General features: G+C 42.9%; 21 protein-coding genes. 10 read left to right on the top strand and 11 right to left on the bottom strand.

Translation table 11 applies throughout. The features are described 5' to 3' along the window. The first annotated feature begins 20 nt into the window (after positions 1-20). From QM738_RS24310 to QM738_RS24290, 5 genes are all read left to right on the top strand, one after another. Positions 21-2,102: a carboxy terminal-processing peptidase gene (locus QM738_RS24310; RefSeq protein WP_462279370.1), complete on the top strand. Its 2,082-nt coding sequence runs from the start codon at positions 21-23 to the stop codon at positions 2,100-2,102. A 122-nt stretch (positions 2,103-2,224) separates the two neighbouring features. After that, entirely contained in the window at positions 2,225-3,253 is a 1,029-nt protein-coding gene (locus QM738_RS24305) for an LIC11966 family surface protein (protein WP_462279369.1), read from the top strand. A 79-nt stretch (positions 3,254-3,332) separates the two neighbouring features. Continuing rightward, entirely contained in the window at positions 3,333-3,989 is a 657-nt protein-coding gene (locus QM738_RS24300; RefSeq protein WP_462279368.1) for a protein-L-isoaspartate(D-aspartate) O-methyltransferase, read from the top strand. An 84-nt stretch (positions 3,990-4,073) separates the two neighbouring features. Beyond that, entirely contained in the window at positions 4,074-4,322 is a 249-nt protein-coding gene (locus QM738_RS24295) for a hypothetical protein (protein WP_462279367.1), read from the top strand. Further along, positions 4,319-5,101 carry a queuosine precursor transporter gene (locus tag QM738_RS24290; protein ID WP_462279366.1) on the top strand — a complete coding sequence of 261 codons (783 nt, stop codon included), beginning with the start codon at positions 4,319-4,321 and terminating at the stop codon, positions 5,099-5,101. The genes QM738_RS24295 and QM738_RS24290 overlap by 4 nt, the downstream gene beginning before the upstream one ends. Positions 5,102-5,104: 3 nt before the next feature. Here the strand turns inward: QM738_RS24290 and QM738_RS24285 are convergent, their stop codons facing one another. Together QM738_RS24285 and QM738_RS24280 are read right to left on the bottom strand one after the other, a co-directional pair. Continuing rightward, on the bottom strand, positions 5,105-5,674 hold the full coding sequence (locus QM738_RS24285; protein ID WP_462279365.1) for a DNA alkylation repair protein: 570 nt from the start codon (positions 5,672-5,674) through the stop codon (positions 5,105-5,107). Beyond that, entirely contained in the window at positions 5,671-6,558 is an 888-nt protein-coding gene (locus tag QM738_RS24280) for a radical SAM protein (RefSeq protein ID WP_462279364.1), read from the bottom strand. Before QM738_RS24280 ends, QM738_RS24285 begins: the two co-directional genes overlap by 4 nt. Before the next feature lie 176 nt (positions 6,559-6,734). Between QM738_RS24280 and QM738_RS24275 the strand changes: the two genes are divergently transcribed. The 3 genes from QM738_RS24275 (at position 6,735) to QM738_RS24265 (ending at position 14,189) form a co-directional block, all read left to right on the top strand. Further along, on the top strand, positions 6,735-9,704 hold the full coding sequence (locus tag QM738_RS24275) for a PKD domain-containing protein (protein WP_462279363.1): 2,970 nt from the start codon (positions 6,735-6,737) through the stop codon (positions 9,702-9,704). A 45-nt stretch (positions 9,705-9,749) separates the two neighbouring features. Then, positions 9,750-11,696, top strand: a complete 1,947-nt coding sequence (locus QM738_RS24270) for a T9SS type B sorting domain-containing protein (RefSeq protein ID WP_462279362.1) — start codon at positions 9,750-9,752, stop codon at positions 11,694-11,696. Positions 11,697-11,810: 114 nt separating this feature from the next. Next, positions 11,811-14,189 (top strand): PKD domain-containing protein, encoded by a 2,379-nt coding sequence (locus tag QM738_RS24265; protein WP_462279361.1) that lies wholly within the window; start codon positions 11,811-11,813, stop codon positions 14,187-14,189. A 48-nt stretch (positions 14,190-14,237) separates the two neighbouring features. Here QM738_RS24265 and QM738_RS24260 read toward each other — a convergent pair whose 3' ends face one another. The 4 genes from QM738_RS24260 to QM738_RS24245 all read right to left on the bottom strand — a co-directional run bounded on the left by QM738_RS24260 (position 14,238) and on the right by QM738_RS24245 (position 16,946). Further along, the gene (locus QM738_RS24260; protein ID WP_462279360.1) at positions 14,238-15,011 is read right to left on the bottom strand and encodes a sulfite exporter TauE/SafE family protein; all 774 of its coding nucleotides are present in this window, start codon (positions 15,009-15,011) and stop codon (positions 14,238-14,240) included. Next, positions 15,011-15,685, bottom strand: a complete 675-nt coding sequence (locus QM738_RS24255) for a YggS family pyridoxal phosphate-dependent enzyme (protein ID WP_462279359.1) — start codon at positions 15,683-15,685, stop codon at positions 15,011-15,013. Before QM738_RS24255 ends, QM738_RS24260 begins: the two co-directional genes overlap by 1 nt. A gap of 105 nt (positions 15,686-15,790) precedes the next feature. Next, positions 15,791-16,429 (bottom strand): acyl-CoA dehydrogenase family protein, encoded by a 639-nt coding sequence (locus QM738_RS24250; RefSeq protein ID WP_462279358.1) that lies wholly within the window; start codon positions 16,427-16,429, stop codon positions 15,791-15,793. Between the two features lie 19 nt (positions 16,430-16,448). Next, positions 16,449-16,946: an acyl-CoA dehydrogenase family protein gene (locus tag QM738_RS24245; protein ID WP_462279357.1), complete on the bottom strand. Its 498-nt coding sequence runs from the start codon at positions 16,944-16,946 to the stop codon at positions 16,449-16,451. Positions 16,947-17,096: 150 nt separating this feature from the next. On the opposite strand from QM738_RS24245, the gene QM738_RS24240 reads away from it, so the two are divergent. Further along, on the top strand, positions 17,097-18,107 hold the full coding sequence (locus tag QM738_RS24240) for a cation diffusion facilitator family transporter (protein ID WP_462279356.1): 1,011 nt from the start codon (positions 17,097-17,099) through the stop codon (positions 18,105-18,107). Between the two features lie 55 nt (positions 18,108-18,162). On the opposite strand, the gene QM738_RS24235 is transcribed toward QM738_RS24240, so the two are convergent. From QM738_RS24235 to rocD, 4 genes are all read right to left on the bottom strand, one after another. After that, entirely contained in the window at positions 18,163-20,298 is a 2,136-nt protein-coding gene (locus QM738_RS24235; RefSeq protein WP_462279355.1) for a T9SS type A sorting domain-containing protein, read from the bottom strand. A gap of 640 nt (positions 20,299-20,938) precedes the next feature. Further along, on the bottom strand, positions 20,939-21,640 hold the full coding sequence (locus tag QM738_RS24230) for a VIT1/CCC1 transporter family protein (protein WP_462279354.1): 702 nt from the start codon (positions 21,638-21,640) through the stop codon (positions 20,939-20,941). A 3-nt stretch (positions 21,641-21,643) separates the two neighbouring features. Then, positions 21,644-22,630, bottom strand: a complete 987-nt coding sequence (locus tag QM738_RS24225; protein WP_462279353.1) for a tetratricopeptide repeat protein — start codon at positions 22,628-22,630, stop codon at positions 21,644-21,646. A gap of 53 nt (positions 22,631-22,683) precedes the next feature. Continuing rightward, entirely contained in the window at positions 22,684-23,916 is a 1,233-nt protein-coding gene (gene rocD, locus QM738_RS24220; RefSeq protein ID WP_462279352.1) for an ornithine--oxo-acid transaminase, read from the bottom strand. Between the two features lie 175 nt (positions 23,917-24,091). Between rocD and QM738_RS24215 the strand changes: the two genes are divergently transcribed. Continuing rightward, positions 24,092-24,577 carry a VOC family protein gene (locus tag QM738_RS24215; RefSeq protein WP_462279351.1) on the top strand — a complete coding sequence of 162 codons (486 nt, stop codon included), beginning with the start codon at positions 24,092-24,094 and terminating at the stop codon, positions 24,575-24,577. Here QM738_RS24215 and ispE read toward each other — a convergent pair. Beyond that, entirely contained in the window at positions 24,574-25,401 is an 828-nt protein-coding gene (gene ispE, locus QM738_RS24210) for a 4-(cytidine 5'-diphospho)-2-C-methyl-D-erythritol kinase (RefSeq protein ID WP_462279350.1), read from the bottom strand. The two genes, QM738_RS24215 and ispE, sit on opposite strands and share 4 nt — an antisense overlap. Positions 25,402-25,430: the final 29 nt, after the last annotated feature.

Below are 25,430 nucleotides of genomic sequence, written 5' to 3'. Positions count from 1 at the left end.
CTGTTTTAAATAAGATGCTAATGAAAAAAATCTCTACCCTTTTACTACTTTCTTTACCGGTATGGGCCTTTTCGCAGGTAAACCTGCATGCCAAAGCTATTACCCTGCGCCGTTTTTTAGAGCAGCAGCATTATAAACCTGTTGACTGGAATGATACATCTTCTGCCATGCTCTACAACAAATGGATGGAAGAACTGGACGACGAAAAGATGTTCTTTACCCAAAAAGAGATCAGCGTACTGGAGACCTACAAGAACAAACTGGATGATGAACTGCTGAATAAAACAGCATTTGTTGTAGGGAAGGATTTTTTCAGTGTTTCCGTGGCAGCTTATAAACTGCGTGTACAGAAGACCGATAGTATCATAAAAGCGATCACTGCCAAGCCACTTGACTTTTCTAAACCGGATAATATTACCTGGCCATTTACCACTTATGCTGCGACAGAACAGGAAGTGGCACAACGTTGGCAGAAGTACATCAAATGGCGGGTGCTGAACCAGGTGGCAGAAAAACAATCCGACTCTACGGGGCTAAGCACAAAATTGCCGGCAACCTTCACAGCGCTGGAAGCAGAAGCAAGGGAAAAGATCAAAAGAAAAGAATTGTCCTATATCAGTAATATTCTCTCTACACCGGAACTTTTTATCAGCAACCTGCAGGATGAATACCTGAACAGTATTGCATGGTGCTACGATCCGCATACCAATTACATGAGCCTGAAAGAAAAAAAGGAATTCGATACCGAACTCAGCGGAACGGAATACAGTGCGGGACTGGACCTGGATGAAGATGAGAAAGGAGATAAAAAGATCACTTACCTGCAACCCGGTGGCAGTGCCTGGCGCAGCGGGCAATTGCACAAGGGCGATGTGATCATTTCCATAAAGGCCGAAGGAAAAGAAAAGAATGTAACAGACATGTCAGAAGGAGAATTGAACCGCTACCTGAATGGTAACAGCGAAAGCGATGTGGAGATCACAGTAAGAACATCCGCCGGCGAAACCAAAACTGCAGTGCTGCACAAAGAAAAAGTAACCGATGATGAAGGCATTGTAAAAAGTTATGTACTGCATGGCAAACAGAATATTGGGTATATCAATTTGCCCGGTTTTTACAGCCGTGAGGACGATAATGCGAAATACGAAGAGGATATCAAATATGATGGATGTGCCAATGATGTGAGTAAGGAGATTGTAAAGCTTAAAAAAGATACCATCGGCGGATTGATACTCGACCTGCGCTACAATGGTGGCGGCAGCATGTGGGAAGCAACACAGCTGGCCGGCATTTTTATTGATATCGGCCCTGTGGCATCTGTAAAAGAAAAAGACAGTAAAGTACATTTCCTGAAAGATCCCAATCGTGGTACGATCTACGATGGTCCGTTGATAGTACTGGTGAACGGCGCCAGCGCCAGTGCCAGCGAATTTGTAAGCGCTGTATTGCAGGATTATAACCGTGCGCTGATAGTAGGCGGCACTACTTACGGTAAGGGCACAGCGCAGCAGGTATTACCGATGGATACCGTGCGGCTGGATGCATCAAAAACCTATGAAGATTATGTAAAAGTTACCGTGGAAAAATTTTACCGCGTAAATGGCAGCACCACGCAATGGAAGGGAGTGGTGCCGGATATATTATTACCCGATGTGTATTCCGATGATGAATACAAGGAAAGGAGCAATGCCAGTGCATTGCAGCCCGATAACAGCAGGCAGGGCATGTACCAGCCATTGCCGGCATTGCCTGTTGCAACACTGGCTGCAAAAAGCAAACAACGTACTGATGCCAGCGCTTACTTTAAAGGCATCAACAGTTTCATCAACTGGATGCAGCAATATAAAAAGGAGCGGACCATCAACCTGCAATGGAGCGGTTATGCAACACAGTACAGTGAAGCAATGAAAATGTATAAATTATTTGACGATGATGCAACTAATAACGGCATTCGCATAACTAATAATGGGTTCGACTGGCAGCGCATTGTACAGTCAACACAAAGAAGCAAGGATATCAACAGCACTTATTTAAAGAACCTGCAACAGGATGAAACCCTTGCAGAAGCTTACCGCATCTTAATGGACTGGAACGGGAAGTAGTTGAAAGTTTAAAGTTGAAAGTTGAAGGTTGAAAGTTGTTGGTTGTGAATGATATGGAAAATAGTTTACGGTATATTAAATATATTTCTATCTTCATTAAAATAAATTAAAAATTACCCGGTATGAAACAATTCGCCAGCTTTATGTTTTTACTTACAGTATGTTCTGTAAGCCTTGCCCAAAATTTTGATAACCCCGGAGAATATATGGGGTACATCAGCAAACAACAGGAAAATATTGCCAAGAAATTTTTAAGCTATACCAGTGCTTCTGCACACGGCAAAAAAGAAAAAAAGGTGGAAGCGCTCCGCAGCAAGCTCATTAACGAAGTGGAAGAATCAAGAATGAATATCTCATCCATGCCTTCTTTTAAAAATGATAAGAGCTACCGCGATACCGCTGTTAACTTCATGAAACTATATTACAATGTACTGAACGAAGATTACAGTAAGATCGTGAATATGGAAGAGATAGCCGAGCAAAGCTATGATGCCATGGAAGCCTACTTGCTGGCGCAGGAAAAAGTGAATGAAAAACTGGAAGAAGCCAATGAGAGAATGAAACTGGCACAGAAAACATTTGCTGCAAAAAATAATGTGAACCTCGTAGACAATAAGAACGAACTGGATGATATGATGGACCAGGTGGGAGAGATGAATGTATACTATCACCAGGTATACCTGATTTTTTTTAAACCTTACAAACAGGAAGCTTATTTGATGGATGCTATCCAGAAAGGCAATATCACCGGTATTGAACAGAACAAAAGTTCATTATTGAAATATGCACAGGAAGGTTTGGAAAAACTCAACAGTATCAAACCCTTTAAAGGTGATAACAGCATTGCCGCGGCCTGCAAAACCATGCTTAGTTTTTATGTAAAAGAAGTGAATGATAAAATGGGTGCTATCAGCGATTTCTATCTTACCAAAGAGCGTTTTGCAGGTATTAAAAAAGAATTCGACAAAAAAAGCAGTCCTACCAAAGAAGAAGTGGATAATTATAACAAGGCGGTGAATGACATCAACAAGGCATCCAACGCTTTTAATCAAACCAGCCAGGCGCTGAACCAGCAACGCAAGGAAGCGCTGGATAACTGGAACAGTACAGAAAAAACTTTCTTTGACGAACATACACCGCACTATAAATAAACGGTACAAATAATTTAAACTATAATGTCAGGATTAACTCCTGACATTTTTTTATCTTGCAGCCTACCTTATTGGGTTTATGAGAAAATACGAAGACAGTTACCGCCACAAGGGGCTCCGCAAAAAACTGATCGGGGTGCTGAAAGAAAAAGGCATTACCGATAATAATGTGCTGGAAGCCATTAATAATATCCCCCGGCATTATTTTTTAGACAGCGCATTTGACGAGATCGCTTACGAGGACAGGGCTTTCCCTATCAGTGACGGGCAAACCATTTCGCAACCTTATACGGTGGCTTATCAAACACAATTACTGCAGGTAAAGCCCAACGAAAAAGTGTTGGAGATCGGCACCGGCAGTATTTACCAGGCGTCGGTACTGGCTGAAATAGGAGCGAAAGTGTTTACGATCGAAAGGCAGAAAAATTTGTTTGAAAAAACAAAGACCTTTGTGCTTAAGTCAAAGTACAATAACATCAAATTCTTTTACGGTGATGGTTTTGAAGGGCTGCCCACCTTTGCGCCCTTTGATAAAGTGATCATTACAGCTGCAGCGCCTTTTGTGCCGCCCAAATTAATTGAGCAGTTAAAAACAGGGGGCAAAATGGTGATACCGGTTGATGAAGGGCCGCACCAGCGCATGCTGCGCCTTACAAAAAATGCAGATGGCAGTTACAGTGAAGAAGCGTTTGAAAATTTTTCATTTGTGCCCATGCTTACCGGGCGCAATGGCTGATGATAAAAACAGAATGCAATACTTATGCGGATATTCTCAAAATTTGTTTTCATTTGTAATTGTTGCTTTTTGGTGATGGTGCTGATGAACAAACTACACCTTACCACTACGGCGTCAGGAAAAACGGACCAGATGAACCCATTGCCTTTTTTAGAAGGTAGTGCTGCCGTGCTGGGCCTGCTGTCATTCCTCTTCAACGCACTGTTTTGCCTGCTGGTAATGCTGATGATACGGACAAGCAAAGTAAAACAGCTGCCGGTTTGGCTGGTAATAGTTAACTTTATTCTTTTACTGGCACAGATATATTGGTTCATTTTCGATAAAAGCAAATGATACATAAAATACTAAAAGACCGGCCGACAAAACTCTTCGTGATCTTCTCGGCATTTTTTGTAGCCAATGCTCTGATAGCAGAATGCATCGGTACAAAAATATTTTCGCTGGAAAAATTATTTGGCCTGCAGCCATCCAACTTTAGCCTGTTTGGCGAAAAAGGGCTTTCTGTAAACCTTACCTGCGGGGTATTGCTTTGGCCGCTGGAATTTATTATGACGGATATTGTAAATGAATATTACGGGCCCAAGGCAGTGCGCCGTATTTCGTATACGGCAGTAGCATTGATCGGCTATGCCTTTATAATGTTCTACCTTGCCATGGGCGTGCCTGCTGCCGATTTCTGGTATGGTACCGGCTCACAGGATGGCATACCCGATATGTCAAAAGCCTTCAACGGAATATTCGGACAGGGCATGTGGATCATTTTCGGAAGTTTAACCGCATTCCTGGTAAGCCAGATAGTGGATGTTACTGTATTTCATAAGATCAAAAAAGCCACTGGCGAAAAGAAAGTGTGGTTAAGAGCAACGGGCTCCACATTGGTATCGCAATTGGTAGATAGTTTTATTGTGCTCTTCATCGCCTTTAAAATAGGGAAGGGCTGGAGCTGGCAACTGGTATTTGCCATATGCGTGGTGAATTACATCTATAAATCCTGCATGGCGATCATTCTTACGCCGGTCATTTATTTTATAGAAGGAAGGATAGAAAAATATTTTGGTCACGAAACAGCCGCCAAAATGAAAGCTGCCGCCATGGGCAAGGAAGAAGCGTAAAATTTATTTTCCCTTGGCAAAATTCTTGTTGATCCACACCACTGCTTTTTTTACATAGTATTCGGCGTCATTTTCCAAAGGCTGCACCAGTTTTTTTATTTCGGGGTGCAGGGTTTTATCCCTGGTATACCATTCCACCAGTACCAGGCTCAATCTTCTTTCCCAAAGATTTTTGGAACGATTGTATTTTTTTGCCAAAGCAAAAATTTCCTGCTGTTTTGTTGTACGGATGGTTTGCAAAGCCTGCATGCCTACTGCATCGCATACAGCCCAGTTATCAATGCCGGATGCAAAATATTGTATCAATTGCAGGGACTGTACGGCATCGTTTTTTGCGGTCTTCTGTAAAATTTTTACAGCCACTAATTTTTCTTCCAGTGCACCGGCATCCCACAATTCTTTTATCAATGCAAATCCCCCTTCCTTAAATTGTTTGGCTATTGCATCCAGTACAGGAGTGCGTACACCATATATTTTCATATTGCCGGGCACAAATTTTTTATGGGCAGCCAATGCCTCGGGAATACTTTTTTCTGAAAGTAGTTTTTGTATGTGTTGGAGATCAGCGCTCATAAAATGCTTGTTCTTATGTTCAATGTTGCAGCAATTTTTTCAGCCCTTGCTTTTAATTGCTGCTGGTATTGCCAGGGCGGATAAAAATTACCCTGGTACAATGCATCGTATCTTTTTATCAATGCAGCATCATACCGCTGCAAAAATTGATAGTATAAAGTTTTGCTGTCAGCCTTGTCACTGCCAAATAAAGTCAATCCACCAGTTAAAACATAATCTGCATCATGTTGCCTGGCGGCTGCTATTATCTTTTGCAGTTCTTTTTCTGTATCACTTATGAAAGGTAAAACAGGAATGGCATTTACACCGGCCAAAAAACCTGCGGCTTTCAATTCTTTTAAAATATTCAGGCGCTCTGCCGGAAGGGCGGCACCGGGTTCCAGCATGTTGCAAATATTTTCATCCATGGTGCTGATGGAAACAGACAATATCACACCCCGCTGCAAACTGCCCTGCAGGTCGGCAGGTAGTATCGCTGTTTTATCAATTTGCTGCAAAAGATCCATATCCCGGGTTATTAACGTAGACTTGGTGCTTATAAAAACAGGGAAGCGGTATTTTAATAATAAGCGCAAAAATGCTTCGGTGATTTTATAGCTGGCCTCGTGCGGCATATAGGCATCGGTGGCGCTGCCAACAGCAACAATACCGTAATCGCCTTTTTTAGCCCTTGCGTGTAATTGCTTTTCCAGTATGGCCAGGGCATTCTCTTTTACTGCCAGCCGATCGTTCATGTTTTCCCCATATTTGCTGCCACGGATATAGCAGTACAGGCAGTTGCAGCTGCAACCATCGTAAGGATTAACGGAGTAATCGTCTAAAAACCAGTTATCCCGCTTTTTATGCTTGTTAAGAATCGATTTTACCGGTTTGGTGGATAACATCAGGCTGCATTTTATTCGAAATTATAGTTTTTTAGGCGCCAGGCAGCATATATAAAATAATTGTAATCATAAGCGTTTGAAGCCCAGCAGGCGCAGGGATTGTGGATTTCGGGGCTTTTATTTATAGTTTTTTTAACGTAACTTGAAGCCTGATTTCCACCAACCACTACTAAAGCATGAAGCACTTGTACCAATCAACCTTATTTTTGGGACTGCAACTTATTTTCCGTCCTTTCATCATTTCCTGTTTTTTGTGCCTGGCGTTCATAACTGCCTCTGCACAATGTCCGCAAAATATTGATTTTGAGATGGGTGATTTTACCGGCTGGAAATGCTGGAGCGGCAGCTATGTGTCTGGTGTTTTAACCGTTAACCAAACCCCTCCCACACCGGGCAGGCATGATATTGTTTCGGCAGCCTATACACCTGCGCTCGATCCTTATGGTTCTTTTCCAACACTTTGCCCCAATGGCAGTAACTACTCCATCAGGATAGGTATACAATCGGGTGGTCATACTGCAGACGGGGTTTCTTACACTTTTACAATACCACCGGGTCAAAATAAATTCAACCTGATCTATAACTATGCAATTGTTATCAATAATGGTGGAGGTCACTCAGCAATTGACCAACCACGTTTAATGGTAACTGTTAAGAACCTCACCGATGGTACTACCAATACCTGTAGCTCATTTGATATCGCTTATTCCAATTCCAATCCATTGCCTGGTTTTCAGCCAGAAGGCGCTGCCACATTCAAATGGAAGCCCTGGGCAGCTAACTCCATTAACCTGGATGGAAATGCGGGTAAAACAATTGAGCTGACATTTATGGCTACAGGTTGCGGCCTTGCTACCGGTACGCATTTTGGCTATGCGTATGTGGATGTGAACTCTCAATGCAGCAGCGCTTTTTCCGGCGCTACCTTCTGTCCTGATGATACATCTGTAACCGTTACAGCTCCATTCGGATACCAGGCTTATCAATGGTACAGCCTTACCAATCCCAACCTGGGACAAACACAAACCATTACACTCAACCCTCCGCCATTATCGGGTGATTCTATATTCGTGGATATGACACCTTTTAACGGTTATGGTTGCCCGACCACTTTAAAAGCTTATTTATACGATACACTCACGGTGCATTCTATTGCAGGACCTGATAAGAATATTTGTTATGGTAACTCCGTGCAGCTGGGCGTACCGCCGGAGCCGGGCAGGGTATATAAGTGGACGCCTGTCACGGGACTGAGTGATCCTAATATTTCCAACCCCATTGCCACCCCGGCAGTGTCTACAACTTACACACTAACGGTAACGAATAGTGGCGGAGGATGCTCCACGCCTGATGCTGTTGATGTAAAAGTGGCAAACCTGAGTGACCAGTTAACACTGGATGGGGTAGACAGTTACTGTATCGGTAGTGGACAGCATGCCACGCTCATCCTGAATCCTGTGGATGCAGATAGTATACAATGGTACCAGGATGGTAACCCTATACCGGGAGCACTCGGTCACCAGCCGCAAATTACAGTTACACAAACAGGCGCCTATTACGCCACGCTTTTCAGTTATTCAGGTTGTGATAAATCCACCATCGTTAAGCAAATAAATATTTACGAAACGCCTGTTGCAGGATTTGCTGTGAATACGGTTTCTCAATGCCAGACTGGTAACCAGTTTGTATTTACCAATAGCAGTACGCTTACTACCGGGGCGTTGCAATATTCATGGGACCTGGGTGATAATACCACCGAAACTACCAGAGATGTGACGCATGTTTATACGGCGCCGGGCAATTATACCGTCAAGCTGCTGGTAACAGCACCGGGAGGCTGTACAGATTCCAGGACGCTGGAGGTGGTTGTAAAACCAAGCGCCAATTCATCCTTCTCTGTTAATAGCAATGCAGCATGTTTTAAAGATAACCGCTTTGTATTTACCAATAACAGTACTACTACCGGCGGCACTTTGCAATACAGTTGGGATATGGGCAATACTGTTACCTTCAACACCAAAGATGTTACCTATAGCTACCCGGTTCCCGGAACCTATACTGTAAAACTTACTGCCACTGCAGAAGGTGGTTGCCAGGATGATAGTACGTTTAATGTAACAGTGGAGTCGAGCCCTGTAGCAGCATTTGCTGTAAATAATGCTGCACAATGTTTGCCGGTACAGCAGTTTGTACTCACCAATGGCAGCACCATCTATTCGGGCAATATGCAGTATGCGTGGGATATGGGCGATGGCACCGCAATACAAACCACTCCTGACGTAAACTATGCTTATGCAAATGCCGGGCAGTATACCGTTAAATTACTCACCTATACTACTTTTGGTTGTAAAGACAGTATATCAAAAACACTTACCGTACACCCGGTACCGTTAGCTGACTTCACCATCAGGCCGGTTTGCGAAAACCTGCCGGTGCCGGTCATCAACCGTACGTATAACAATACCACTTCCACCATTAATTACCTGTGGGACTTTGGCGACGGACATACCGATAATGTAAAAACACCTGTATACAGTTATCCTTCAGGCGGCACTTATCCTGTTAAGCTTTCTGTGAACACAGTACAGTGCCCTGCCACTTACGATACCAAGACCATTATGGTGACCATTGATATTCCGGCACGTGGTATCACTTACCCGGATAAGGATGCGGCTTTCAACTTCCCTGAACCTTTGCAGGCACGGCAATTCGGAACCAGCGTAACCTGGACGCCTCCAACAAGTTTAAGCAACCGCTTCAGCTATACACCTGTATTTACCGGTATAGATCCGCAATTGTATACCATTGAAATAAAAACTGCCACCGGTTGCCTTACTGTAGATACGCAGATGGTGAAAACGCACAAGAAGATCGAGATCTATGTGCCAACAGGCTTTACGCCCAATGACGATGGTAATAACGACCGCTTACGCCCTGTGCTGATCGGTTTTAGTAAAGTAAATTATTTCAGGATCTACAACCGTTGGGGACAATTGCTGTTTACCATGAACAGTGATCAACCGGGATGGGATGGCAAGATCAATAACAAACCTGCCGAAACACAAACCGTGGTATGGATGATAGAAGCGGTGGATGTAGATGGCAAAGTGCATAACAAACAGGGAACAACCGTATTGTTCAGGTAGTAAGAGCTGTATATTTGCAGGTTCACAGATAGCAAAGAACAAGGTATGAAGAAAAGCAGCAGAGATATTTTATACAGAACAGGCGGTTATATTTTCTTGCTTGCTTTGTTGTTATTCAATAACAGGTTATTGGCCCAATGCCCTGCAAATATTGATTTTGAAGCCGGTAATTTTAATGGATGGCAATGCTGGTCTGGAAGCGTGGAGGAAGTGAACATGACCAACGTGATGACATTGCTGCCGGTATCTGTACCAGATCCAGCCATGCATATAATGATGTCTGCCAATCCCGGCGACGGGGTGGATAAATATGGTTTGTTCCCCAAGAATTGTCCTAATGGCAGTGGCCATTCTGTACAGCTTGGTAATGAACTGAACGGTCACCTGGCGCAGGGGCTTTCTTACCAGTTTACTATTCCGGCCACCGCAAACAAATTCCGGCTGCTCGTTAACTATGCCATCGTTTGGCAGGACCCTGATCATTCTGTTACCCAGCAGCCACGTTTTGAAGTGGAGACCACCAATCTTACCGACAATGTTACCATGACCTGTCCATCGGGCTCTTTAGTATCAGGCAATACACCTGGCTTTACACTCTCTGCCACCAGGCTCAATAATATACAGGTCTATTACAGGAACTGGTCGGGCTTTTCCGTTAACCTGGATGGTAATGCAGGCAAGACCTTCCGAATTTTTTTCAGAACTGCGGGCTGCACTTTTGTGGATCATTTTTGTTACGCCTATCTTGATATTAACTCACTTTGCGATGGCACATTTGAAACCAGCGCTTATTGTCCCGGCGATACTGCTGTAAATTTAAAAGGCCCTGTTGGGTATAAGAATTATACCTGGTTCAGCAATAATTTTGCGCAGGTATTGGGTACAGAACAAACACTGCACCTTAACCCGCCGCCGGCAGCCGGCAGTGTGGTGGCATTGGAAATAAAACCGGTGAATGGTATTGGCTGTACAGATACGCTGACCACTAAAATATCAGATACACTTTCAGTAAAAGGCAATGCCGGACCGGATTTCACTATTTGTAACTCGCAGTCGGTACAGATAGGAACGCTCCCATTGCCCGGGCGTACCTATAGTTGGGCCCCCGTGACCTATTTGAGTGATCCGAACATTTCCAACCCTGTTGCATCGCCACCCATCGCCACGCAATATGTGCTCACTGTAAGAAGTGAGGGGGGAGGTTGCTCTGCCACCGATACCATGAAGGTATTTACAAAGATCGTGGGCAATGATGTAACGCTTACCGGCAGTACCACGCTTTGTATCGGTTTTGGAACTTTACCTTTTTTAAGGATCAATGCGGCAGACAGCGTACAATGGTTCCGCGATTCAGTGGCCATCACCGGTGCAACGCAACCACTATACACCGTAAATCAGTCGGGTAAATATTATGCATTACTTTTCGATTACTCCTGTCCGTTACCATTCAATACAAAGGAAACGGCCTTTTTTATAGATGTTCCAACGCCGGGTATCACGTATCCCACCGTTGATGCCGTATTCAACTTCCAGGAACCTTTGCACGCAAGGCAGTTTGGCAATAGCGTAACGTGGAGCCCTGCCACCAGCTTAAGTGACGCCCACAGTTATTCACCGGTATTTACCGGAGTGAACCCTCAGTTATATACGATAGAGATAAAAACACTGTCTGGTTGTATCACCGTGGATACGCAAATGGTAAAGACCCATAAAAAGATAGCCGTGTATGTGCCTACTGCTTTTACGCCCGATGGTAATGGTGTGAACGACTATTTGCGGCCATTGTTAATGGGTTTTGCAAAGGTCAATTATTTCAGGATCTATGACCGATGGGGGAGGTTATTGTTTAGTATGAACAGCGACCAGCCCGGTTGGGATGGAAAGGTCAATAACCAGCCTGTAGAAACGCAAACGGTGGTATGGATGCTGGAAGCGGTGGACCTGGATGGTAAAACGCATACAGAAAAGGGCACGACAGTTCTTTTCAGGTAAATACTTATATTGTCGCAAATTATAAGGCCACTGATGATAAAAAAGGCTGCTTGCATATTATCTCATAAAATTTTCAACAGGTTCTTTAGATTATCTTTTTTAACCCTCCTGGTATTGTCCTGCATTGTCGTACAGCGGGCAAATGCACAATGTCCCCCCAATATTGATTTTGAAAACGGCGATTTTAGTGGCTGGCAATGTTATACAGGTACGGTTGCTTTAGGCAGTGGTGCGCTTTCATTAAATCTATCGGGCCCTGTTCCTGACCGCCACACGATGTTATCATCAACATTTCCCGGCAATGGATTGGATTATTGGGGAAATTTTCCCCAGAACTGCCCTAACGGTAGCGGGCACTCGATAAGGCTCGGTAACAGTGCTACAGGGAGAATGGCTGAAAGGATCTCTTACACTTTTACCATACCACCTACACAAAATAAATTCAGTTTAATTTATTATTACGCCATTGTATTGCAGGATTTTGGTCATAGCCCTGCACAGCAGCCCAGGCTTACGATACAGGTGCTGAACCTGACAGATAATATTGTTGATCCCTGCTCGTCTTTTGATTTTGTGGTAGGTGCCAATTTGCCCGGCTTTTACGATTCTCCACTGAGCCCGGCCGATGCCCCGGTAAGATGCAAGGACTGGTCGGCAGCAACCATCAATTTAGATGGCAACGCCGGTAAAACGATCCAGATATCTTTTACAACCACCGATTGTTCGCAGGGTGTACATTTTGGCTATGCTTACATCGATATCAATGCACAATGTTCCAGCGCCTTTACAGGAGCTTCGTTTTGCCCGGGTGATACCGCGGTAAATGTTACGGCGCCATTCGGCTACCAGGGCTATAAATGGTTTGATAACAGCAACCAGGTATTGGGAACACAACAAACATTGACCATCAAACCACCACCACCGGCCGGTACCACTGTTTCGGTGGAGTTAACTCCTTATAACGGTTACGGCTGTGTGACGACGATGGTGGCAGAGTTGCTGGATACATTAACGGTAAGTGCCGATGCAGGACCGGATAACTGCGATGTTTTTCCTGTACAGCTGGGCGTACCGCCGCGACCGGAACTTGTATATAAATGGACACCTGCCACAGGATTGAGTGATCCCAATATTTCCAACCCTGTTGCATCACCGACGGTAAACACGCAATACACTTTAACGGTGTCGAGTGCGGGTGGCGGCTGTACTGCCACCGATGTGGTAAATGTTACTGCCCAGCTTTTAAGTGACGCGATACAGGTGATCGGCCCGCAGGATCTTTGTATCGGCAGTGGGCAAACCACCAGTTTAAAAGTATCTCCTGCAGATAATATACAATGGTATAAAGATTTTGTACAGATCCCCGGCGCCAATCAAACAATACTGAACGTAACACAAACCGGCGCCTACTATGCTGTATTATCTAACAATGCCGGATGTACGAAAACAACTGCCACCAGGCAGATCAATGTTTTTGATGCACCGCTAGTGGGCTTCTCGGTAAACCTCGCCAGCCAATGTTACCAGGGCAACCAGTTTGTATTCAGCAACAACAGTACGATCAATGCAGGAACGATCGATTACTTATGGAATTTAGGAGATGGTACTACTGTCACCACAAAAGATGTGACACACAATTATGCAACAGCAGGTAATTACAAAGTAAAATTGCTGGGAACAGGATCGGGCGGATGTAAGGATAGTGCCACGATGGATGTGGTGGTCATCCCAACGCCGGTGGCTGATTTTACAGTAAAAAATGTTTGCGAAAACCTGTCATTGCCTTTATTGAATACCACCATTAATAATACCGCATCAACTGTAAATTATTCCTGGGATTTTGGCAATGGTCATATTGATAATGTACGATCGCCTGTATACAGTTATCCTGCTGCGGGAACTTATGATATCAAACTAACGGTAAGTACAGCGCAATGTCCTGCAAGTTTAAATACAAAAACGGCTTCGGTATTTATTGAGCACCAGTTGCCGGGCACCAGGTATGCGGATAAAGATGCAGCTTATAATTTTCCGGAAGCATTAAATGCAAGGACTATTGGTAACAGCGTAATATGGACACCTGCCACGAGTTTAAGTAGCACTACCAGCTTTACGCCTTATTTTGCGGGACTCAATCCGCAATTGTATACCATCGAGATCAGGACTGCAACGGGTTGTGTCACGATAGATACGCAATTGGTAAAGACGCACAAGAAGATCGCTATATATGTGCCTACTGGATTTACACCTGATGATAATGGCGTAAATGACCGATTGCGGCCTGTGTTGCTGGGTTTTACTAAAGTAAATTATTTCAGGATCTACGATCGCTGGGGAAAATTATTATTCAGTATGAACAGCGATCAGCCGGGCTGGGATGGAAAGATCAATAACCAGCCTGCCGAAACACAAACCGTGATATGGATGCTGGAAGCGGTGGATGTGGATGGTAAAACGCATTTTGAAAAAGGCACCACGGTATTGTTCCATTAAAACTATTACTCCGATCATCGATAGCAATGCTTTTAAATCGTTGCTTTTTTATTTATAGTGCTTAAAAAAGATATCGTATCCAAAACGGATGATGGTGCCCAAGACCACGATAAGAAAGAAGATGCGGATGAATTTATTGCCTTTTAAAATTGCCAGCCTGGAACCCACGAGCGATCCTGCAAAATTCATAACAGCCATGGGTATGGCATAATGGTAAATGATATGTCCCCGCTGGCTGAAATAAAGTATAGAACCGAGGTTAGTAGATACGTTGAGCAATTTAGAGTGGGCACTCGCTTTTAAAAAATCGAAACCAAGTGTGCTGATAAAGAACAATACCATAAAGCTGCCGGCGCCGGGGCCAATAAAGCCGTCATAAAATCCAATGAGCAATGCAAATGATATGGCGTATATATTTTGCCTTTTCCTGGAATGATTGACCGTGGTGGCCAAACCAAAATTCTTTTTTGAATACGTGTAAATAGCAACGATGATCAATACGGTAAATATCACCGGCTTCATAAAGCTGTTGCTGATGGAAGATACGGTTGCGGAGCCTGCATAAGCCGCCACCAATGCAATGCTGCACATCAGCGCCAGTAATTTCCATTGCAATGCCACCCTTCTGCTGTATTGCACAGCAGCGATCGATGCGCCGAATATGGAAGGGATCTTTGTGGTGCCTAAAAGCGTGGACAGGGGATGCTGTGGTAATGTAACCAGTACGGCGGGTGTTTGTACCAAGCCACCACCACCCACAATAGAATCGATAAAACCGGCTGCAAATGCTGCTGCACAAAGTATAATGATCTCCTGGCTCATTATTGAGGATAATTTCTTTCGCCGAATAATAAGCTGCCGATGCGTACCATATTGCTGCCTTCCTCCAATGCAATTTTATAGTCGCCGCTCATACCCATGCTTAAGGTTGAAAGTTGAAAATTAAAAGTTGAATATTGAGCATGCTGTTCGAAAATATTTTTTAATTGCCGGAATTCATTACTTACCAATTCTGTGTCATCAGAAAAGGAGGCCATACCCATCAAACCGGTCACACGGATATTGTTTAATTCGGATTTTGCAAGCATTTGAACTAATTCATTTAATTCCTTTTCGTCTAAGCCAAATTTTGTTTCTTCTTTTGCAATATGCACCTGCAGCAGGCAATCGATCATGCGGTTATTTTTTAAAGCCTGCTTGTTGATCTCTTTCAATAAATTAAAACTATCCACGCCATGTATCAAATGCACGAATGGGGCAATGTATTTTACTTTATTGCTTTGCAGGTGGCCTATAAAATGCCAGTGGATATCTTTAGGAAGTACAGCTTCTTTCTCTGCAAGTTCCTGTACATAATTTTCGCCAAAATCACGCTGGCCAAGATCGTACAAAGCCTGGATGTCTTCGGCAGGTTTTGTTTTGCTTACCGCAACTAAAGTGGCTTTGCCATGCAACTCTTCTTTAATAGCGGTATAGTTTTCTAAATTAATGCTCATTGTAATTTATGCGCTGCAAAGTTATTGTAAAACATTTAAGAACAGCCGTAATAAAAAATGTGCAAACAGGTGAGGTTTGCACATTGATCATTCAAGCAAGTAAAATTATTTTAAAATAGTCCTGCTGATCACGATGCGCTGTACCTCGCTGGTGCCTTCGTATATCTGTGTGATCTTGGCATCCCTCATTAATCTTTCCACATGATATTCTTTTACAAAACCATAACCACCGTGTATCTGTACGGCTTCTGTAGCGGTCCACATGGCTGTTTCGCTGGAATATACTTTAGCCATACTCCCGCTTAAAGTATAGTCCAGGTGATTGTCTTTTTCCCATGCCGCTTTTAAACACAGCATTCTTGCACATTCAATTTTAGTGGCCATATCTGCCAGCTTGAATTGTATGGCCTGGTGGTGCATGATCTCTTTGCCAAATGCTTTGCGTTGCTTGCTGTAAGCCAAGGCCCTTTCATAAGCGCCGCTTGCAATGCCCAGCGCCTGTGATGCAATACCGATCCTGCCGCCTGCCAATGTTTTCATAGCGAATTTAAAACCAAAACCATCTGCGCCGATGCGGTTCTCCTTTGGCACTTTTACATCGTTGAATAAAATGCTGTGCGTATCGCTGCCACGAATGCCGAGTTTATTTTCTTTGGCACCTACTGTTACACCCGGCCAGCTTTTTTCCACAATAAAAGCATTAATACCATGGCTGCCTTTGCTGATATCTGTTTGTGCGATCACTAAATAAACGGAAGCGGTATTACCATTGGTGATCCAGTTTCTTGGTACCGTTCAGTAAATAATGATCGCCCTTATCTTCAGCAGTGGTTTGTTGCGAAGTAGCATCGCTACCAGCTTCGGGTTCGCTCAATAAAAATGCGCCGATATATAATTCACCATTCTTTTTGCCCTGGGCAAGAGGAGTGAGGTATTTTTGTTTTTGTTCTTCTGTGCCGTATTCCTGCAGGCCATAACAAACCAGGCTGTTGTTCACACTCATGCACACACTTACACTGGCATCTACTTTACTGATCTCTTCCATGGCCAGTACATAACTCACGGTGTCCATTCCGCTGCCGCCATATTCAGGTTTTACCATCATGCCCATAAAACCAAGGTCGGCGAGTTTTTCCACCTGGTCTTTAGGAAATTTTTGTAATTCGTCCCTTTCAATAACACCGGGCAGGCATTCATTCATGGCAAAATCCCTTGCCGCCTGTTTGATCATTAATTGTTCTTCGGAAAATTGAAAATCCATAGCAGTCTCGTTTTAGTTAGTTGCAAAAATACGGGTTGGGGGCTGTGGAAGGAAGGAATGAAGTGGATATTTTTACTCCCGTAACTGGGTAGTTTTCAACATCTTTGCCCTGCAACGGGCAACTGCATAACTTTGCCGTAAGAAAATAATATGCAAACAGCGCAACAGAACCTGCGGCTTCAAAAGATCGTGACCGCGATCGGGATCATTCTTTTCCTGGCAAAGATCGCTGCCTGGTACCTTACCAATTCGGTAGCCATATTGACCGATGCACTGGAAAGTATTGTGAATGTGATCGCAGGCTTGATTGGTTTGTACAGCCTGTATGTTTCAGCCAAGCCAAAAGATTATGATCACCCTTATGGTCATGGTAAAGCCGAATTTCTTTCTGCTGCAGTGGAAGGTACTTTGATAAGTGTGGCAGGATTTGTAATTATTTACGAAGCAATAAATAATTTACGGCATCCGCATGTAGTGGCAAAACTCGATTACGGTATCATCATGGTTGCTGCAACAGCGATCGTTAATTATATAGCGGGTGTTTTTTGTATCAATACCGGTAAAAAAAATAATTCGCTTGCGTTGGTGGCAAGTGGTAAACATTTACAAACAGATACCTGGAGTACTGCAGGTATTGTTATCGGCCTTTTGCTGATGCTGTTTTTTCCTAAACAATACTGGATCGATAGTGCAGTGGCATTGTTATTTTCCGTGATCATCATTTTTACAGGTTACAAGATCATCCGCAGTTCTATTGCCGGTATTATGGATGAGGCCGATGAAACATTATTGAAAAAAATGGTGGCCATGTTAAATGCCAACCGTAAAGAGAACTGGGTGGACCTGCACAATCTCCGCATCATAAAATATGGCACCACTATTCATGTCGATTGTCATTTGACAGTACCCTGGTATTTGAATGTGCACGAAGCACACCGCGAAATTGATTCCCTTTCTGCATTGGTAAAAGATGAATATGGTGAAGCGGTGGAACTGTTCGTGCATTCGGATGGCTGCCTTGATTTTAGTTGCCCCTTATGCTTAAAAGAAAACTGCCCGGTACGTAAACATCCTTTTGTAAAAAAAGTGGAGTGGACGATGGAAAATATTTCGAGTAATCAAAAGCATACACTTAATAATGGTGATGATAAAGCATCCTAATAAAAAACTCCCTTATTACAAGGGAGTTTTTATATAAACAGGGAGTTTTGTTTTGTTAATCGGCGATCACGTTCTTCACCAGTTTCTCTCCGCCTGTATCTAACTTGATATAATAAATACCTTTAGAAATTGCAGGTGTGTTCTTGCTTACCACTGTGATACCTTTCTGCAACTGCACCGGCTCGCTGATATATACACGGCCAGACTGATCAAATACACTTAACAGCGCTTTTACTGATTCATCAGAGTTGATAGATACCAGCATGCTCCTGTTGGCAGAAGATAATTTGGTATTGATCATCGCCAGTGTTTTATCTAATTTGTTGGTAATAGCAACGATATTGCTGTAACCTGCAGTGTTATCTTTATCCAGCATTACCAGGCGATAGTAATTGATACCTGCCGGTGGCGCTGCATCATTGTATTGATAATTTAATACGCTGGAGCTGAAGCCTGCTGAATTTACCCTGCCTATTTCTGTGAAATGCTGACCATCATTACTTCTTTCGATGCTGAAGTAACTGCTGTTGCTTTCTGTTACTGTTTTCCATTGTAAAAGATTATCTCCTTTATTGGCAGTCACATCAAAGTCGATCAGTTTTACCGGCAATATCAGGTTGGCTTCTGCATAACCTTTATCAGGCGCAGAACCTGCATAAGGTAAACCTACATTGATACCTGCATCGATCAATGGCGAGCCTACCACTAAAGTATAGTTAGTGCCATAAGTTGGTGTTACCATCAGGTTACCGGTATAAGTGTAATTGGTGGGTGCAGCACCAACATAAGAAGTAATGCTGGTATAAGTATAGAAGTTGTTATTCTTTACAGTAAAATAATTCAATGGTACTGAACCGCCATGGCGCAGGAAGTTGGTGGCATTACCGCAGTTGTTATTGATAAAATCAAAATGGGTAAAAGGACCACCGGATGAAGTATAAGGGAAATCCACTGCATACATTGGTTTGTTGGATGGATTACCGATCATGGTGTTATTGTATATTTTAATGCTGTCAAAAACCAGTCCTGCATCACCATTGCTCATAGTAATATAATAACCACCATTTACATTGCTCATCAGGTTACGTTGAATGCTCACATTCTTAACAGTGTCGTTGGGCCTTGGTGTAAAGATGATACCATTGCGGTAGTTGGTCATTTTGTTGTTCTCAACAATGGCATTCTCTGTATGAAATTCCAGTGTAACTGCACTTTCACCATAAGAAGAAATTGTATTCAGCTGCAGATCATTATCGTGTATCCATACACTATAGGCATAATTGCCTTTGCGCTGGTGGTTACAATCAATACCGCCATCACGGATGGTGTTGTGATCAATTTCCAAACCCTGTTCGTCAAATAATTCAATACAGAAATCCCAGTTATAAGCACCATTACCGTTCGCTAATGGTTTTTTAGTAAGTGTGTTATTGTAAATTCTGCCGCCACGGATAAAACCATTTAAATAACCTTTGATAGGCCAGCCATTGTAACCTTCTGCACGGCTGTTTTGTGTGATAGTATTATTATATATCTGTATACCCATCTGGCCACCGATGTTCAAGCATCCAGCGCCATAATCCCTTGTATGATCATATTCAGAACAGTTGATAACAGTGTTGTTGTAAAAGCTGTTGCCTGTTGCGTAAACTGCAGGAGGATTATTGGTATTGTCGGTACGACCGCTGAAGATGATACCACGGTTGATGTAATTGGTAATATAGCAATCGTGGATCGCTACATTTTTACGGCCGATCACTTTAATGCCCTGGTAAGTGATCATCTGGCCATCGAATTTTAAATTACTGATCTGCTGGTTACCATCGGTACCTTCGGCAGCAGAGTAGAGGGAAAGCAATTCGCTGAATTCGGTGTTGATAGCAGTGGAAGTGATGATAGAAGTTACCCCATCACCTTCCAGGCTTACACCAGTGGCAAGATTACTTTTTTGTGTTTCATTATACGTACCTGCATTTACGTGAATGATGTTACCAACACCGGTAACTGCGCTGCAGGCCTTATACAATGTTTTCCAGGGGTTTGCAGCAGTACCTGTACCGGTCGCATCATTACCCGTGGTACTGACGTAATAGGTAGTGGCAAAAGCAGCAGTGGAAAAAGCGAAGGAAAATACTAAAAGAGCGAAAATAGAGAGCATACCTCTCCTGAGAGAAAAGTCAATAGTTTTCATTGGGTTGAATTTAGTTTTTACGGATATTGATTACAGGATTCTGATTTGAAAGAACAAACCAAAAACCTGGTTGTAAAACTACACAAAGGTGAAAAAGTAAATTGTAGTACTATATACTAATTATATGTAGAACGCTTTTTAAACCGGTTGTAAAAATATTTGATAACAGATTATTTGATAACAGATATTGATGCATGGCCAGTTTTCAATTTCAGGTTTGTGCTGTTTGCGGAGTAGGATAGTAAAAGGGTAATCGGAAAATAATATTTAAATAATACAATGTCTTGAAGATACATTTCAACAGGTATCTTTAAAATAGCCACTGTATTTAAATTCTTGGATTTGGTGCAAAGCAAAACAGGATGCCTTGCTTACTGCAGGTGAGTAGAGTTTGGTTTTCATTAGATTTTTCATTTAGATTTTAAAGCGGGAACACGTTGCAAAAAGTTTCAAAAATTATACCAACATTAAAAAAAGGTTAAAAAGTGTACGATATACACAAAGAAAAACTTTTTCGGTTAGGCGCTGTCTTTATTATTTACGATGTACTACGGAAATACTACAAATCCGTACTACGGAGATGTACTAATAGCGTAAAAATTAATATTAGAAAAAGCTGATGTGAGGTAAAATACAAAAATCAATGTTCAAACAACTTTGCCACACCAAAGGCAGCTGCAGCAGCTACTGCACCTATTAATGTTACCCTTATTGCACCCCACAAAGGATTAACACCGGTCATCCTGCTTTTAAAAAAACCGAATATGAAAAGGCATAACAATGTTGCAACAACAGATATTTTTAAAGCATCATTTGATTGGCTGATAAAGAAGTAGGGGCTAAGGGGAATGATGCCGCCTGCTATATAAGAAAGCCCGATATTCAGGGCGCTTTTGGTAGCTCTTTTAGGATCGGGTTTTTCAAGACCAAGTTCGTATTTCATCATAAAATCCACCCAGCGGTCTTTGTCTTTTGCGATCTCTTCGGTGGCCTGGTCCTGCAGTTGCGGGCTTAAGCCGATGTTGGCAAAGAATTCTTTTGTTTCCTGTATCTCCACATGGCGCAGGTGCTCCACCTCATCGTATTCTTTTTTCTGTTCGCTTTTATAATGGTCCTGTTCTGTTTTTCCTGCCAGGTAACCACCCAGGCCCATCGCAATACTGCCTGCGGCGATCTCGGCAATACCGGCAATTACAATAATGGCACTGCTGCTTACAGCACCACTCAATCCTGCTGCCAATGCAAAGGGAACAGTGAGGCCATCGCTCATACCAATTACAATATCTCTTAAAGCTTCAGAACTTTTTAAATGGGTTTCATTGTGTTGCTTAACCTCTTCCATAGTTTACTTTGCGTTGATCTTATTGTCTTTGAGAATGGCATAGAACCTTTCTTCTTTACCCTGGTCTTTCATTTTGCGGTAATAGATACTGATATTATTTTCTGCATCTGTACGGTAAGGCGAATTAACTGCAATATAAGCGTTGTAAGCTTTGCACATATAATCCAATGCTTTTTCAATATCTCCTTTTAATTCATACATCCTGCCCGATCCATAATAAGCCTCGGGATCATCAGGATAAGCTGCTGAAAGTTGTTGGTATGCTTCCAGCGCTTTATCATATTTTTTCTGGAATTCATATACTACAGGAATATTCTGCAAAGGCAATCTTCCTTTCGGATCAAGCTGTAACGATTTCTGGTACGCTTCCAATGCGCCATCAAGGTCGCCGAGTTTTCTTCTGCAGATACCGACATTATCCCATGCAAATGCAAAATGCTCATCCTGCTTCACTGCTTTTTCAAACCATGGCAAAGCATCTTTATAGTTTTCATCATTCATTTCCTTTACACCTTTGTTATAAAGGTCCCTTGCTTTTTTATCTGAAGAAGTAGAGGCTTCAGACTCTTTATTATCAGAAGCAGCGGCTCTTTTAATCGATGGACAACTATCGGTAAGCCATCTTTCTATTTCAAAATAGTATTGTTGGTATTCATTGGACTCTTTGTCGACATTCAGGGTGAGTGTATTGTTAGTGCCTTCGTCCACCATGCTGTGGTATAGTTTCAGCGCAAGCTGGTAACTGCCCACATTTTTATCAATACATTTAAATATCTCGTTACTGATCTCTTTAGAACTTTTATTTGTGAGAGATATCGAGTCGATGCATTTGCAGGCCATGTCGCCGGTGGCGCTTAAAAATTTTGTCGTATCCATTTTTATCTGCCTCATCAACTTCTTCGCATCCTCACCTTTTAGGGTATCAACCTGTGCAAAAGAAAAGGAATAGATAAAACAAAAGCAGGAAATCAGGAGCAGTATTTTTTTCATAAAAGGTATTTTAATTATTAGGTAAATAAAAATAACTAAAATATTTCATGAGATCATAATACGGCCAAACTCTTTTCTATGATACCAACGCATTCCATCACCTGCTCTTTGCTGATGAGCAGGGGCGGGGCAAAGCGGATCTTATCTCCATGGGTTGGCTTTGCCAATAACCCGTTTTCTTTTAAGGCCAGGCATAGCTCCCAGGCTGCATCCGGGTTGGAGTGTTTAATAACAATGGCATTCAGCAGCCCTTTGCCTCTTATGGTTTCAATAAAGGGGCTATTTATTTTTTGCAGTTCACTTCGCAACAGTTCGCCCATGGCTTCGGCATTGTCCGCCAGTTTTTCCTGCTGCAATACTTCCAGCGCTGTAATGGCTACCTTGCAGGCGAGCGGATTGCCCCCATACGTACTGCCATGTTCGCCGGGTTGTATGGTCATCATAATTTCATCATCGCACAGTACGGCACTTACAGGCAAAATGCCACCGCTGAGCGCTTTACCCAGTATCAAAATATCCGGCCGTACATTTTCATGATCGCAGGCCAGCATTTTGCCGGTACGTGCAAGGCCGGTCTGTATCTCGTCGGCCACCATCAATACATTGTATTCAGTACACAGGGTTCTTACTTTTGTATAATAACCACTGTCCGGTACCACCACGCCGGCTTCGCCCTGTATGGGTTCAAATAAGAAGGCCGCCACATTTTTATTCTGAAATGCTTTTTCCAGTGCAGCAAGATCATTGAATGGAATAGCAATATAACCGGGTGCATAGGGGCCAAAATTCTTTGTTGCAGAAGGGTCGCTGCTGAAAGAGATCACACCGGTAGTTCTTCCATGAAAGTTTCCTTCGCATACCACAATGGTTGCATTGTTTTCTGCAATGCCTTTAACCTGGTAAGCCCATTTGCGGCTGAGTTTGATCGCTGTTTCAACAGCTTCCACACCGGTGTTCATGGGCAATACTTTATTGTAACCAAATAGCTGCGTGATGTAGGCTTCATATTCGCCCAGCAGGTTATTATAAAAAGCCCTGGAAGTTAAAGTAAGTTTTTGCGCCTGCTCCGTAAGTGCAGCTACAATTTTGGGATGGCAATGTCCCTGGTTAACGGCGGAGTAACCACTGAGAAAATCGTAATAACGTTTACCATCCACATCATATAAAAAAACGCCTTCGCCCCGATCCAGCACCACGGGTAATGGATGATAATTATGGGCGCCGTATTTTTCTTCAAGATCTAAATAATGTTGGGTAGCTGCTGATAAAGCAATGGATGTTTGCATAAAAAACGAATAAAATGTATAAAAGAAAAAAAAGAAAGATCACGCCGCCTGTAAGGCAGCGCACACGGATCAGATACTTCGATGATTCAGCAGGTCGAGGTTGTTACCCAGGAAAGATACTATGTTGAATAAATTGCTGATAGTTGTAAATTTGATGCAAAGATAAAAATTTTTTATGAGTTATACAATTCCGGCGCAAACACATATCGGGCATGTGCATTTGAAAGTTGCAGACCTTAACAGGGCCCTGGGTTTTTATAAAGAGCTGCTGGGCTTTGAAATAACGCAACGTTATGGCGACAGTGCTGTATTTATTTCCGCCGGAGGCTATCATCATCATATTGGTTTAAATACCTGGCACAGTAAAAATGCTGGACCTGCACCGGTACGTGCCGCAGGTTTATATCATCTTGCGATCGTTTATCCCACCCGTAAAGACCTGGCTGCAATTTTACAAAGATTGATGGAAGCAGGCTACCCGCTTACCGGTGCATCGGATCATGGTGTATCGGAAGCTATTTACCTGAATGACCCCGACGGTAATGGTGTGGAATTGTACTGGGACAGGCCCAAAGAACAATGGCCGGTGAATACCGAAGGCAAATTGTGGATGGGCACTTCGGCCCTGGATATTGATTCGTTGCTGAAAGAATTGAATTAAGACAGGATCTTTACAAATGTTTCTTTTTGCGGGTAGTCTATCAGCGCATGCTTTTCAAAAATACCAAATACCGTACTGCCACTGCCGCTCATGGCTGCATAGATCGCTCCCCGGTTATATAGATCCTCTTTTATTTTTTTGATGGCAGGATATTTTTCAAATACGGGTATTTCAAAATCGTTGAGCAGTGTGTCTTTCCAGGTGGAAAGAGACTGCTGAATGATGTTTCTTAAATATGGTTCAGATCGCTTAAAGCGCTCCGACTCAAGTTGAGAGAAGGCCCAACCGGTATTAACGTGAATACCGGGATTGATCAATATTATTTTGTATGCTGAAAGATCAACATTGATCGCTTCCATTATTTCGCCGCGGCCGGTAGCATAGCAGGGCTTATTAAGCATGAAAAAAGCACAATCACTGCCCAGTTGCGCAGCATAATGTATCAGCTGTGCATCATCAATACCAAGGTCGAATTTATTGTTCAGCAACTGCAGCGTAAATGCAGCATCCGCCGAACCGCCGCCCAGGCCTGCACCCATTGGTATAGCCTTATGCAGGTGCATTTTTATAGAGGGTAAACCGGGAAAATCTTTTTTTATAAGATGGAAAGCCTTTATGCAGATATTATCTTCCACATTGCCTTCCACTGTTAATCCACTGCTGCTGAATGCAACCGCATCTTTATTATTGGGCGCTGCAATTATTTCCAGCGCATCTTTTAAAGCAATGGGATAAAAAACGGTTTCGAGGTTATGAAAACCATCTTCTCTTTTATTAAGAATACGAAGGCCGAGGTTGAGCTTACAATTAGGGAAAACAACCATAATAGTGGATAATGTAAAAATTGATAATG

This window comes from Ferruginibacter sp. (assembly GCF_049840995.1).
Lineage (GTDB): Bacteria > Bacteroidota > Bacteroidia > Chitinophagales > Chitinophagaceae > Ferruginibacter.
The sequence above is the reverse complement of the archived record's forward strand: the minus strand, read 5'-3'. Positions and strand labels throughout refer to the sequence as shown.